This is a genomic window from Pseudomonas cannabina, assembly GCF_900100365.1.
Classification (GTDB): Bacteria; Pseudomonadota; Gammaproteobacteria; order Pseudomonadales; family Pseudomonadaceae; genus Aquipseudomonas; species Aquipseudomonas cannabina.
The window spans coordinates 4,709,117-4,722,111 of the sequence record NZ_FNKU01000001.1 but is presented as its reverse complement, the minus strand read 5'-3'; the positions used below and the strand labels follow the sequence as shown (position 1 = coordinate 4,722,111).

At 58.6% G+C, this 12,995-nt stretch carries 10 protein-coding genes and 1 pseudogene; 6 read left to right on the top strand and 5 right to left on the bottom strand.

Features of this window, described 5'->3' with window-relative positions; genetic code table 11:
* Window position 1: 1 nt before the first annotated feature.
* Window positions 2-1,560, bottom strand: a pseudogene (gene pdxR, locus BLT55_RS22400) (MocR-like pyridoxine biosynthesis transcription factor PdxR).
* A 90-nt stretch (window positions 1,561-1,650) separates the two neighbouring features.
* Here pdxR and BLT55_RS22395 point away from each other — a divergent pair.
* Genes BLT55_RS22395 through BLT55_RS22385 form a run of 3 tightly spaced genes read left to right on the top strand, consistent with a single transcriptional unit; the run spans window position 1,651 to window position 3,417 of the window.
* On the top strand, window positions 1,651-2,274 hold the full coding sequence (locus BLT55_RS22395) for an FMN-binding negative transcriptional regulator (RefSeq protein ID WP_055001635.1): 624 nt from the start codon (window positions 1,651-1,653) through the stop codon (window positions 2,272-2,274).
* Between the two features lie 12 nt (window positions 2,275-2,286).
* Window positions 2,287-2,733 (top strand): GNAT family N-acetyltransferase, encoded by a 447-nt coding sequence (locus BLT55_RS22390; RefSeq protein ID WP_055001636.1) that lies wholly within the window; start codon window positions 2,287-2,289, stop codon window positions 2,731-2,733.
* A gap of 15 nt (window positions 2,734-2,748) precedes the next feature.
* Complete coding sequence (locus BLT55_RS22385; RefSeq protein WP_055001637.1) at window positions 2,749-3,417, top strand: GNAT family N-acetyltransferase; 669 nt, start codon at window positions 2,749-2,751, stop codon at window positions 3,415-3,417.
* Window positions 3,418-3,739: 322 nt separating this feature from the next.
* On the opposite strand, the gene oadA is transcribed toward BLT55_RS22385, so the two are convergent.
* Complete coding sequence (gene oadA, locus BLT55_RS22380; RefSeq protein WP_055001638.1) at window positions 3,740-5,548, bottom strand: sodium-extruding oxaloacetate decarboxylase subunit alpha; 1,809 nt, start codon at window positions 5,546-5,548, stop codon at window positions 3,740-3,742.
* A gap of 11 nt (window positions 5,549-5,559) precedes the next feature.
* Window positions 5,560-6,975: an acetyl-CoA carboxylase biotin carboxylase subunit gene (locus BLT55_RS22375; protein ID WP_055001639.1), complete on the bottom strand. Its 1,416-nt coding sequence runs from the start codon at window positions 6,973-6,975 to the stop codon at window positions 5,560-5,562.
* A 205-nt stretch (window positions 6,976-7,180) separates the two neighbouring features.
* On the opposite strand from BLT55_RS22375, the gene BLT55_RS22370 reads away from it, so the two are divergent.
* Window positions 7,181-8,131 (top strand): LysR family transcriptional regulator, encoded by a 951-nt coding sequence (locus BLT55_RS22370; RefSeq protein ID WP_055001640.1) that lies wholly within the window; start codon window positions 7,181-7,183, stop codon window positions 8,129-8,131.
* Here BLT55_RS22370 and BLT55_RS22365 read toward each other — a convergent pair.
* Window positions 8,085-8,270, bottom strand: a complete 186-nt coding sequence (locus BLT55_RS22365; protein ID WP_162234993.1) for a PA3496 family putative envelope integrity protein — start codon at window positions 8,268-8,270, stop codon at window positions 8,085-8,087. The two genes, BLT55_RS22370 and BLT55_RS22365, sit on opposite strands and share 47 nt — an antisense overlap.
* Before the next feature lie 255 nt (window positions 8,271-8,525).
* Here BLT55_RS22365 and BLT55_RS22360 point away from each other — a divergent pair, with 255 nt between their 5' ends.
* Window positions 8,526-8,834 (top strand): hypothetical protein, encoded by a 309-nt coding sequence (locus BLT55_RS22360; RefSeq protein ID WP_055001641.1) that lies wholly within the window; start codon window positions 8,526-8,528, stop codon window positions 8,832-8,834.
* Between the two features lie 730 nt (window positions 8,835-9,564).
* Here BLT55_RS22360 and hexR read toward each other — a convergent pair.
* Complete coding sequence (gene hexR / locus BLT55_RS22350; protein ID WP_055001642.1) at window positions 9,565-10,431, bottom strand: transcriptional regulator HexR; 867 nt, start codon at window positions 10,429-10,431, stop codon at window positions 9,565-9,567.
* A gap of 295 nt (window positions 10,432-10,726) precedes the next feature.
* Here hexR and uvrD point away from each other — a divergent pair, with 295 nt between their 5' ends.
* Window positions 10,727-12,910 carry a DNA helicase II gene (gene uvrD, locus BLT55_RS22345; RefSeq protein WP_055001643.1) on the top strand — a complete coding sequence of 728 codons (2,184 nt, stop codon included), beginning with the start codon at window positions 10,727-10,729 and terminating at the stop codon, window positions 12,908-12,910.
* Window positions 12,911-12,995 lie beyond the last annotated feature (85 nt).

The window sequence follows — 12,995 nt, the reverse complement described above, 5'->3', positions numbered from 1 at the left end:
ACTACTCCGACCAAGCCTCGCGCAGCCTGTTCAGCGCATCTGCAATGGTTGCCTCCGGCACGGCGGCAAATCCCAGCACCAGCCCGGCACGGTTATCCACAGGCTCGCTGGAATCGGGCAGCCAGTAATCACTCAGCGCGTTCATTTCGACACCCACGCTTCTGGCTTTGGCAATCAGCTCGGCCTCACGTGCCACGCTGTCGACCTTGACGACCACATGCAGCCCCGCGACGCCTTTGGGCATTACCGCACAGCCTGGAATACCCTCGGGCCAGCCCGCGTACAGCGCATTCCGGCGGCTCTGGGCTGCACGCCGCATGCGGCGGATATGCCGCTGAAAATGCCCCAGAGCGATAAACTGCGCCATAACCGCCTGCACACCGATTTCCGTGTGGCGGATGTCGACCGCCTTACGCTGGCTGAACGGCTGCACCAACGCGTTCGGCAACACCATATAGCCGAGGCGCCAGGAAAGGCGATCTTGCCGAACGTGCCGATGTAAACCACGCGACCGTCCTGATCGAGCGCGGCCAGAGGTGCCAGCGGCGAGCCGCTGTAGCGGTACTCGCCGTCGTAATCGTCTTCGATGATCCAGCCTTGATGTTTCCGCGCCCAGGCCAGCAATTCCAGGCGCCGCGCCAGGCTCATCACCGCCCCGGTCGGGTACTGATGCGAAGGTGTGACATACGCCAGTTGGCAATCGGCCTGCTCCAGATCGACACAGCGCATGCCCTCGCTGTCCACCGCGATCCCCTGCAACCGGCCGCCCGCCATTGCGAACGCATGCCCGGCAGCGCGATAGCCTGGATTCTCGAGCGCAACGCCCTGGCCCGGCGTCAACAGCAACTGTGCACAAAGGCTGATTGCATGCTGCGCACCATTGGTGATCACAATTTGCTCAGCCGTACAGTGCAGACCCCGCGCTGAACGAAGATAAACCGCGATCAGCTCTCGCAAGCGCCATTCTCCCGCCGCAGCGCCATAACCCAGCTGACCGAGATCGGGCTTGCGCCAAAAAGCCGCATACAGCTTGCCCCATAAGGCGAATGGAAAAAGATCGAATGCCGGAACGCCTACCCGGAAGGCCTTGGGGGCGTCACTCGGTGGCGCTTGTAAATGATGCTTCTCGAGCAATTTCAGCGTCGGGCTGTGGATAACTCCAACGGACGACTTCAAGGGGATTTCGGCCGTATCTGTGGACAAAGCTGTGCATAACCCTGTGTGCAAAGCTGTGGGTAACTTGGTGGATAGTTTTTCGCTAGCAGCAGGCCGAAGCCTGGCACCAGCGCCGGAAAGCTGTACGACATAAGTGCCATCGCCGATCCGCCCCTCGACGAAGCCTTCGGCGTACAGCTGCTCGTAGGCACGCATCACGCTGTTGCGGGATATCCCCAATGATCGGGCTAGATCCCGACTGGCCGGCAGCCGAATTCCCCCGCCCAGACTGCCGTCGAGAATCTGCTGGCGCAGAATCTGGTAAAGCTGCTTGCTCAACCCGTGACGCGGGTCCAGTTCAATACCGGTGAGCGTGGACGGAAACGCGGAGAGGTCGGTGGACATGCTATTGGTCCTACGGAATCTGTCAGAAATGGATCTTACAACAGACCAATGGACCGCTTAGGCTTTCGTCACTCACTCAGGGAAACCGCCATGTACACGCCCGCCGCCTTCAAAGACAACGACACCCCTCGCCTGCACGAGCAAATCGAGCAGACACGGCTGGCCATTCTGGTCACCCATGGCGAAGACGGTCTGCAGGCGACTCATCTGCCGCTGCTATTGCGCCCTGATCAAGGCGCGTTTGGCACGTTGTACGGGCACCTGGCCAAGGCCAATCCGCAGGTGCAGCAGTTGAACGCGGGCGTCGAGGCCATGGTGATCTTTCCCGGCGCCGATACTTACATAAGCCCCGCTTACTACCCGAGCAAGGCGGAGCACGGCAAGGTCGTGCCCACCTGGAATTACCTGGCCGTGCATGCCTATGGCGACGCTGAATGCTTTACTGACCCAGAGCGATTGCACCGCCTGGTCGGCGAGCTGACAGATCGGCACGAGTCGGGCCGCGCTCAGCCGTGGTCCATCAACGATGCACCTGCGGATTACATCGCCAGCATGCTGGGCGCGATTGTCGGGTTTGCCCTGCCCGTGCAACGCCTGCAAGGCAAACGCAAACTCAGCCAGAACCGCGATGCCCGGGACATCGCCGGGGTGCGCGATGGCCTCGCTGCCAGCGCGGAGTTGAATGACCAGCAAATTGCTCGCTTGATGAGCTGAAGGGAGAATTTCATGACTTGTGCCGACATCCGCCCCGTCACTGCCGACGACCAGCACGCCTGGTTACCGCTATGGCTGGCCTACCTTGATTTCTACAAGACCGAACTGGCCGCAGGCGTGAGTGAAATGACCTGGCAACGCCTGATCGACCCGAACGAGCCGACTCATTCGGCGCTCGCCTGGCGGGATGGCAAAGCGGTGGGCATGGTGAACTTCATTTACCATCGCTCGAACTGGAGCATCAACAATGCCTGTTACCTGCAAGACCTGATCGTCGACCCCGAGCAACGCGGGACCGGTATCGGCCGCCAACTGATCGAATTTGTCTACGCCGCTGCCAAGGCTGATGGCTGCGACAAAGTGCATTGGCTGACGCATGAAACCAACGCCACCGCCATTCAGCTTTACGAGCGGATTGCCGAGCGACCGGGCCTCATCCAATTTCGTAAAGCGCTCTGAAACAGGAAGTAATGCATGTCTGACACTCTGCTGGACTGGCAAGCCGCCACATTGCCGACAACCACCACACTGACCGGTCGCTTCATTCGTCTGGAAAAACTGGATGCCGCGCGTCACGCCGATGATTTGTGGGCTGTGCTTCAGGGCCCGAATGCTGATCCGAAGCTCTGGAATTATCTGCCTTACGGCCCTTTTATCGAACGTAGCGCGTTCGATGCGTGGCTGACCGGGCATCAAGCCGCCTCCGACCCTTGGTTTTACACAGTCGTCGATCAACAGACCGGCAACGCCGAAGGCGTCATCAGCCTGATGTCGATCGTCGCGGCCCATGGCCGGATCGAGATTGGCCACGTGACATTCAGCGCCGCCATGCAACGCACGCCTAAAGGCACAGAAGCCATTTACCTGCTGGCGAAAGAAGCCTTCGCACTGGGCTATCGCCGCCTGGAATGGAAATGCAACGCCAACAACACCCGCTCGAAACGCGCTGCCGAGCGATTCGGTTTCAGCTACGAAGGCACCTTCCGCCAGCATATGGTGGTCAAGGGCCAGAGCAGAGACACCGCGTGGTACTCGATGCTCGACAGCGAATGGCCTGAATTGCGCAAGGCGTTTGAACGCTGGCTGGCTGTGGATAACTTCGCGGATGGGCAGCAGATCAAAGGGCTTGAAGCGTTTCGATGAAGGAACACCACTTGGCTTGTGTGGGAGCGGACTTGTCCGCGATCTGCCGGGAACCGGCAGCAAAACCTGTCGCCGCGGTGCACCAGACACAGCCGAGGCGACTCGTTTTGGGGTCGCCTCGCAACCCTTCGCGGACAAGTCCGCTCCCACGCCCTCCGGGCAGAAGCCCTTATTTCAACTATCGTGTGACGCAGCGCGTCCAGAAATGCCCATTGCAGCGTGAGGAACGAGAGTCGTTACGACTGAACCCGCCTGCAAAATAAAAAAAGGGAAGCCACCAGTGCTTCCCCGAGGTAAACAGTTGAATGTTGTAAACGCCTGATCAGCCGTCGATCTCGACCAGTATCTCGCCCGGATTGACGCGGTCGCCCTTGGCGACGTGGATGGCCACAACCTTGCCGGGCACCGACGCCTGGACTTCGGTTTCCATCTTCATCGCTTCGGTAATCAGCACGGCCTGCCCGGCCTTGACCACATCGCCTTCCTTGACCAGCACGTCGACGATGTTACCCGGCATGGTGGTGCTGACATGGCCCGGCGCGCTGGCCTGCTTGCGTTTGCTGGCACCGCCGCCGACAAATTCGTTGAGCGGCTCGAACACCACTTCTTCCGGCATGCCGTCGATGGTCAGGTAGAAGTGGCGCTTGCCCTCGGCCTTGACGCCCACGCCGGTGATGTCCACCCGGTAGGTCTCGCCATGCACATCGATAACGAACTCGGTTGGCACGCCCTCGCCGCCTGCCTTGGCCACGCTTCCGGCTTCGGGGATCGGCAACAACACTTCCGGCGTCAGGGTACCGGCAGCGCGCTCTTCCAGAAACTTGCGGCCAATGTCCGGGAACATCGCAAAAGTCAGCACGTCCTCTTCGGATTTGGCCAGCGCACCAATATCGGCGCGCAGCTTGGTCATCTCCGGCCGTAGCAGGTCAGCAGGACGAACATCGATCAGTTCTTCGTTACCAATCGCCTGACGACGCAGCGTTTCATCGACCTGCCCCGGCGCCTTGCCGTACCCGCCTTGCAGATAAAGCTTCACTTCGTTGGTGATGGTCTTGTAGCGCTCACCCGCCAACACATTGAAGAACGCCTGAGTACCAACGATCTGCGAGGTCGGCGTCACCAGCGGTGGATACCCCAGGTCTTTGCGCACGCGCGGAATTTCCTCCAGCACTTCGCTCATGCGATTGAGCGCGCCCTGCTCCTTGAGCTGATTGGCGAGGTTGGAAATCATCCCGCCCGGCACTTGATTGACCTGCACGCGGGTATCGACAGCGGTGAATTCGCTCTCGAACTGGTGATATTTCTTACGCACTGCGTAGAAGTACAAACCGATTTCCTGCAACAGTTCCAGATCCAGGCCGGTATCGAACTCGCTACCCTTCAGCGCCGCGACCATCGACTCGGTGCCCGGATGGCTGGTGCCCCAGGCGAAACTGGAGATCGCCGTGTCGATATGATCCGCGCCGCTTTCAATCGCCTTGAGCTGACACATCGCGGCCAGACCGGCCGTGTCATGCGAGTGAATGAACACCGGCAGCGACTGCTCGGCTTTCAGCGCCTTGACCAGCTCGCCAGTGGCATAGGGCGTCAGCAGACCGGCCATATCCTTGATTGCCACCGAGTCACACCCCATGGCTTCCATTTGCCGGGCCTGCGCGACGAATGCTTCGATGGTGTGCACCGGGCTGGTGGTGTACGCGATGGTGCCCTGCGCATGCTTGCCAGCCGCTTTGACCGCCTCGATGGCAACCCGCAGGTTACGCACATCGTTCATCGCATCGAAAATCCGGAACACGTCGATGCCGTTGACCGCCGCCTTGGCCACAAACGCTTTGACCACGTCATCGCTGTAATGCCGATAGCCCAGCAGGTTCTGCCCGCGCAGCAGCATCTGCAAACGGGTGTTGGGCAATGCCGCACGCAGCTGGCGCAGACGCTCCCACGGGTCCTCCTTGAGAAAACGCACACAGGCGTCGAACGTCGCGCCGCCCCACATCTCCAGCGACCAGTAGCCGACCTTGTCGAGTTTGTCGCAGATCGGCAGCATGTCTTCGGTGCGCATGCGGGTCGCCAGCAACGATTGGTGAGCGTCACGCAGGATGGTGTCGGTTACAAAGATCTTCTTGGACATCTCAATATTCCTTACAGACCGGCATGTGCGGCGATGGCGGCAGCGATGGCCAAAGCCAGCTCTTCGGGTTTGCGCTTGATCGAGTAGTTGGTCAGTTCAGGATGGCTCTCGACAAAGCTGGTGTTGAACTCACCGCTGCGGAATTCCGGGTTGCGCAGGATTTCCTGGTAATAGGCCGCAGTGGTCTTCACCCCTTGTAGACGCATGTCATCCAGCGCACGCAGGCCGCGGTCCATCGCCTCTTCCCAGGTCAGCGCCCAGACGATCAGCTTCAGGCACATCGAGTCGTAGAACGGCGGAATCGTGTAGCCGGTGTAAATCGCCGTGTCGGTGCGCACGCCAGGTCCGCCGGGTGCGTAATAACGAGTGATCTTGCCGAAGCTGGGCAGAAAGTTGTTCTTCGGGTCTTCGGCGTTGATTCGAAACTGCAGGGCAAAACCGCGATGAATGATGTCTTCCTGCTGGATCGACAGCGGCAGGCCCGACGCGATGCGGATCTGCTCGCGAACAATGTCGATGCCGGTGATTTCTTCGGTGATGGTGTGCTCGACCTGCACCCGGGTGTTCATCTCCATGAAGTACACCTCACCCTCGGCGAGCAGAAACTCCACGGTGCCCGCGTTCTCGTAACCGACGGCCTTGGCTGCACGCACAGACAGATCGCCGATGTAGGCGCGCTGCTCCGGAGTCAGTTGCGGGCTGGGCGCAATTTCGATCAGCTTCTGATTACGACGCTGAATCGAACAGTCGCGCTCGAACAGGTGCACCACATTACCGAAGCTGTCGCCGAGGATCTGCGCTTCGATGTGCTTGGGATTGACGATGCATTTTTCCAGAAAGACTTCCGCCGAACCGAACGCCTTGGTCGCTTCGGAAATCACCCGGGGAAAAGCTTGCTCGAGCTCTTCGCGGCTGTTACAGCGGCGGATACCACGCCCGCCGCCACCGGAAGTGGCCTTGAGCATCACCGGATACCCGATGCGCTCGCCTTCGACCAGTGCTTCTTCGATATCCGCCACGTTGCCTTCGGTGCCTGGCGTGACCGGCACGCCGGCCTTGATCATGCTGCGCCGCGCTTCGGTCTTGTCACCCATGCGGCGGATCACTTCTGCCGAAGGGGCGATGAACTTGACACCACGTTCGGCGCAGATATCAGCAAGCTCAGCGTTTTCCGAGAGAAAACCGTAACCGGGGTGCAGCGCGTCACAACCGGTTTCCACCGCCAGATTGACCAGTTTGCGTGGGTTCAGGTAACCCGCCAGTGGTTCGGCACCAATACTGTAGGCTTCGTCGGCACGTTTGACGTGTAACGCATGACGGTCTGCATCGGAGAAAATCGCTACCGAGCGAATGCCCATTTCGGCACAGGCACGCACAATGCGGACGGCTATTTCTCCGCGGTTGGCGATCAGAATTTTTGTTATCACTGATGATTCCTCGACCCTAAAGACCAAACCGGTCAGCCCATCCAGGCAAGCGCTGCACTCGCGCTTTCTGTAAGCAGGCATGTGACTCAATGTCGCAGGCACACCCTATTCCGTATCGAGGATTAATAAAAATTAGGAAAAGTTGGGCAATGCATAAGTAAAAACTTATAGTTATCGATCAGCCCGCCAGAAAGAGTTTTCAACTATGCGTAAGTCATTGATGCGCATGACATTGCGCCAACTACGCATCTTCAATGAGGTATGTGACCTGCGCTCATACAGCCGCGCCGCAGAAGAAATGTCGCTCACTCAGCCCGCAGTCAGCTTGCAGATACGACAGCTGGAAGAGCTGATCGGGCAGCCGCTGCTCGACTACGTTGGCAAGAAGCTGTACCTGACGGAAGCGGCTGAAGCCCTGCAATCCGCCAGCCGGGATATTTTCGGACGCCTGGAAAGCCTGGATATGCAGCTTTCAGACATGCAGGGCTCGCTGCAGGGGCAGTTGAAATTGGCGGCCGAGTCGAGCTGCAAATACTTCATCCCGCATCTGTTTGCTGCGTTTAAACGCAACTATCCGGACGTCAGCCTGAGCTTGATGGTGGTCAATCGTGCACAGATCATCAGGCGATTGTCAGATAACCGCGACGATCTGGTGGTGATGTCGGCCGTGCCTCAGCACATGGGTCTGGAGTTTCTGCCGTTTCTGAACAATCCGATTGTCGCCGTAGCACCGGCCGACCATCCGTTAAGTAGCCGCAAAACCTTGAGCCTGAAAGACCTGGAGCCGTGGCCGCTGCTGACACGCGAACCGGGGTCGGGCACGCGTCTGGCCTGCGAGGAGTATTTCAAGGAAAAGCGCGTGCACTTCACGCAGACGCAAGAGGTGGCTTCCAGCGAAGCACAGCGTGAATGCGTGGTGGCCGGGCTGGGCCTGGCGATGCTGACGCGGCACGCAGTCTGTCAGGAACTCGCCACTGGCACTCTTGTGGAGTTGCCTGTGGCGGAGCTTCCGCTGTACCGAAGCTGGTGCGTGGTGCAGGCCAGAGACAAACGCCTGTCACCGGTGGCGCATGCGTTCCTTGCATTCATCCGCAACGAACGTGCGCAGATCAGCCAGCTTGTCGAGCGTTTCGACGGTCGACCGCGGGAGGCGTAACGGTCTGCCAGACGGTGTTTTTCACGCCATCCATGTAATCGCAGAGCTCCTGATTGAGCTGACGCGCTTCACTGTAGCTCTCGATTGCCCGACGAAATTCCATGCGACGCTGATCTTCCTGCTGACGGCGGGTTTTCACGGTGCTGTTGGGTAAATCATCGTAATGCCGAGCCATGTCCTGTCTCCCAATACGTTTTGTGGGAGCACCAGAATGGAGCGTAACAGTGACAGCCAGACGGCACGCAGGTGACAGATCGATGAACTTTTCGTTGAGCGCCCGTCAAAAAATCTCAGAAAAATACATATGTATTGCCTTTCGCTGACGCAACAAACGCAAACTGGCTCTGCAGGAACAATTCACCCACCAGATAATTCATAAGCAAGGAGCTAACCAATGACTATCAACAAAAACTGGATTGTGCGCGATGACCGAACGTCCTATGTGAACACACTGACAGTAGCAGGCCTCGTTCCCACATCCGCCAGTCACTCGTTCCCCATGCTGAATCTCAGCACCAAACAAAGCGAAGCGGGCCAGTTGAAGCTGGACCTGACCTACTATGCAACAGGTTTGGGTCCGTGGACCGGGCTTGAAGCACCGGTTACGTACACACAGCCAAGCGACCCTACCATTACTACAGTCTGCGTCTATCAGGACGATGAGTTACTGGTAAGCATTGACAACATAACCGTTATAAATTGATCGACACGCAACACATTCAGAAAAGCTCTCTCCAGAGGCCAAAGGGTTTCAGGGGAGGGCTTTTTTCGTTGCGGTGGCTGAATGCGAGCGATATCAGTCTTTGTGGGTCTTGAAGGTTTCGATAACCAACGCGAGTCGCGCTCGGACCTGTTGAGGAGTTTGAACGTACCGAAACCGCGACGGCCTGGTTATTTCTTGTAACGTGACAGCCGTAAAGGCAGTGCAGAAAATTTATAATTACCGCATTCCGTAAACCGAATCGATAGAAACTAGCCCTGCAGGACGCAATTAACTCATTAAATCAATTTATAGCAGGGAGCTACACAATGACTATCAAAAATGAAAACTGGCAGGCACGTGATGACAGGATGCCAGGCGTTAACACCTTGAAAGTTTCCGGAACCGTGACTGCCCCCAGGCAAATGCGATTCCAGCACTGAAGCGCATCACCAAACCAGCAGCATTCAGCCATTTAAGTCTGGATCTGACGTTTGAAGTCCAAGGCATCGGTGCTCAAGTGCTTACCGAGCGTAAAGTTGTCTACACGCAACCAAGCGGCGCCGATATCACTGCTGTCAGCGTTTACTACAAAGATGAACTGCTCACGTCGATCGATGCGGTAGAAGTGACCCATTGATTAACGCACAATAGCATCTGATTCACGGACTCCCGCCAATGACTTCAGGTCATTGGCGGGAGTTTCGACGTCGTTTTCAAATTGAAAACGGCATCAGTCTTCGTGGGTCTTGATCGACTTCGGCGAAAGACGCAAGCCGCGCAGGCTGCGCTTGACGCTTTTAAGATGGTTGACCAGGCTCGGACCGCGTGCCATCGCAACGCCCATCGCCAGCACATCGATGACCACCAGATGTGCGATGCGCGAAGTCAACGGCGTGTAGATTTCGGTGTCTTCGTGCACATCGATCGCCAGATTGACCGAAGACAGCTCGGCCAGCGGCGTCTGGCTCGGGCATAGTGTGATCAGCGTCGCGCCGCTCTCGCGGACCAGGTTGGCGGTGATCAGCAAATCCTTGGAGCGCCCCGACTGCGAAATGCACACCGCTACATCTGTCGACTTGAGCGTGACGGCCGACATGGCCTGCATGTGCGGGTCGGAATACGCCGCTGCGGTCAGCAGCAGCCGGAAGAACTTGTGTTGCGCATCGGCAGCCACTGCGCCTGACGCCCCGAACCCGTAAAACTCGACCCGATTGGCGCCGGCCATTGCCGTGACCGCCAGTTGCAAGGCGTGAGGATCAAGGTTCTCGCGCACCTCCATAAGCGTGTGCAGGGTGGTGTCGAAAATCTTCAGGCTGTAATCAGCGACCGAATCGTCTTCGTGAATCGCGAACTGGCCAAAACTGGCACCCGCCGCCAGGCTTTGCGCCAGCTTGAGCTTGAGGTCCTGAAACCCGGTGCAGCCAATAGCGCGGCAGAAGCGCACTATGGTCGGCTCGCTGATCCCGACGCTGTGCGCCAGATCGGCCATGGAACTGTGCATCACGGCCGCAGGGTCAAGCAGCACATGGTCGGCTACTTTGAGCTCCGATTTGCGCAACAGGTGACGTGACTGGGCGATGTGTTGCAGCAGATTCAAGGGGGCAGACTCGGCAAGAGGAAAAGGGGCTGGCTGTAGCTTTCTTGTAGTTATACTACATGACCTGCGAGCCGCCCAGTTAAACGACGCTGAGACGTCTTTCACGAGCTTGAAAAAGACAATTCACAAAAAAATGTGGGAATAATCCTACATCAAGTGTCATCTCGAGCCAGCGTAGCCTGAGCACAATCGATTCACGCAGCAGGCGACGACCGGTCGTCAGCGCCTCCGGTTTTTTAATGCCTGACGCAAAGCATGGTTTGCCCGTCATCGCGCGGCACCCTAGAATGCGCCGATGCGCGATGATCTCTCTCTCCTTCTGAATTCCCTCAACGATGCCCAACGTCAGGCCGTAGCTGCCTCACTCGGTCGTCAGTTGGTTCTGGCCGGTGCTGGCTCCGGCAAAACCCGTGTGCTGGTGCATCGCATCGCCTGGCTGATGCAGGTCGAGCAAGCCTCCCCGCATTCGGTTCTGTCGGTGACGTTCACCAATAAGGCTGCGGCCGAGATGCGCCACCGCATCGAGCAACTGATGGGCATCAGCCCGGCCGGCATGTGGGTCGGCACTTTCCACGGTCTGGCGCACCGCTTGTTGCGTGCGCACTGGCAGGAAGCGGGGCTGGTGCAGACCTTCCAGATTCTCGACAGCGATGACCAGCAACGCTTGGTCAAACGCGTAATGCGCGAGCTGGGCCTGGACGAACAACGCTGGCCTGCGCGCCAGGCGCAGTGGTTCATCAACGGTCAGAAAGATGAAGGCCTGCGCCCGAAACATATTCAGGCCAGCGGCGATCTGTTCCTGACCACGATGAAAAGCGTTTACGAAGCCTACGAGGCCGCCTGCCAGCGAGCGGGCGTCATCGACTTCTCCGAACTGCTGCTGCGCGCCCTGGACCTGTGGCGCGATAATCCGGGCCTGCTCGCGCATTATCAGCGCCGTTTCAGGCACGTGTTGGTCGACGAGTTCCAGGACACCAACGCTGTTCAGTACGCCTGGTTGCGCCTGCTCGCCCAAGGCGGCGACAGCCTGATGGTGGTCGGCGACGACGACCAGTCCATCTACGGCTGGCGTGGCGCGAAGATCGAGAACATCCACCAGTACTCGTCCGACTTCCCGGACACCGAAGTGATCCGCCTGGAGCAGAACTACCGCTCCACGGCGAGCATCCTCAAGGCCGCCAACGCGCTGATTGTCAACAACAGCGGTCGCCTGGGCAAAGAATTGTGGACGGATGTCGGTGACGGTGAGCTGATCAATCTGTATGCCGCCTTCAACGAACACGATGAAGCACGCTATGTGGTCGAGACCATCGAAAGCGCGCTGAAAACCGGCATCTCGCGCAACGACATCGCCATTCTGTACCGCTCCAACGCTCAGTCGCGCGTGCTGGAAGAAGCCCTGCTGCGTGAACGCATTCCGTACCGCATCTACGGCGGGCAGCGTTTCTTCGAGCGCGCCGAGATCAAGAACGCCATGGCCTATATGCGCCTGCTGGAAGGCCGTGGCAACGACGCGGCGCTGGAGCGAGTGATCAACGTTCCGGCACGCGGCATCGGTGAAAAAACCGTCGAAGCGATTCGTGAGCATGCGCGTCATGCCGACGTTTCGATGTGGGAAGCCATGCGCCTGCTGGTCGCCAACAAGGGCCTGACCGGGCGCGCAGCGACTGCCTTGGGCGGGTTTATCGAGCTGATCGAGAACCTGTCGGCGAAGGTCATGGAGATGCCGCTGCACCTGATGACCCAGACGGTTATCGAGCAGTCCGGGCTGATCACTTATCACGAGCAGGAAAAAGGCGAGAAAGGCCAGGCCCGGGTAGAAAACCTTGAAGAACTGGTCAGCGCCGCACGCGCCTTCGAGAACCATGAGAGCGATGAAGAACTGACGCCACTGGCGGCCTTCCTCGGCCATGCCTCACTGGAGGCTGGCGACACTCAGGCGCAGGAGCATGAGGAGAGCATCCAGCTGATGACCTTGCACAGCGCCAAGGGTCTGGAATTCCCGCATGTGTTTCTGGTGGGCATGGAGGAAGGGCTATTCCCGCACAAGATGAGCCTGGAAGAACCGGGCCGTCTGGAAGAAGAGCGGCGCCTGGCCTATGTCGGCATCACCCGCGCGATGAAACAGCTGGTGATGACCTACGCCGAGACGCGTCGCCTGTATGGCAGTGAGACCTACAACAAGGTCTCGCGTTTCGTACGCGAAATACCGCCAACGCTGATTCAGGAAGTACGCTTGTCCAACAGCGTCAGCCGCCCGTTCGGCGGTACCCCGAAATTCAACAGCAGCAGCCTGTTCAACGGCACCGGCATCCCGGAGACCGAGTTCACCATGGGCCAGCGCGTCCAGCATGCGGTGTTCGGCGAAGGCGTCATCCTCAACTTCGAAGGCGCCGGTGCCCAGGCACGCGTACAGGTCAACTTCGCTGAAGGCAGCAAGTGGCTGATGATGGGGTATGCGAAGCTGGTGGCGTTGTAGAACTCTGGAGTCCGGAAACGGTGCTTCTGCCCGGAGGGCGTGGGAGCTGCAGGAGGTTACGACGGCTGCGAAGCGGCCCTGAAAA

What these genes read in the sequence shown, in the direction of transcription:
- BLT55_RS22395 (WP_055001635.1), top strand. Translation starts at nt 1,651, where the DNA reads ATGTACACGCCCGCCGCCTTCAAAGACAACGACACCCCTCGCCTGCAC.
- BLT55_RS22390 (WP_055001636.1), top strand. Translation starts at nt 2,287, where the DNA reads ATGACTTGTGCCGACATCCGCCCCGTCACTGCCGACGACCAGCACGCC.
- BLT55_RS22385 (WP_055001637.1), top strand. Translation starts at nt 2,749, where the DNA reads ATGTCTGACACTCTGCTGGACTGGCAAGCCGCCACATTGCCGACAACC.
- oadA (WP_055001638.1), bottom strand. Translation starts at nt 5,548, where the DNA reads ATGTCCAAGAAGATCTTTGTAACCGACACCATCCTGCGTGACGCTCAC.
- BLT55_RS22370 (WP_055001640.1), top strand. Translation starts at nt 7,181, where the DNA reads ATGCGTAAGTCATTGATGCGCATGACATTGCGCCAACTACGCATCTTC.
- BLT55_RS22360 (WP_055001641.1), top strand. Translation starts at nt 8,526, where the DNA reads ATGACTATCAACAAAAACTGGATTGTGCGCGATGACCGAACGTCCTAT.
- uvrD (WP_055001643.1), top strand. Translation starts at nt 10,727, where the DNA reads ATGCGCGATGATCTCTCTCTCCTTCTGAATTCCCTCAACGATGCCCAA.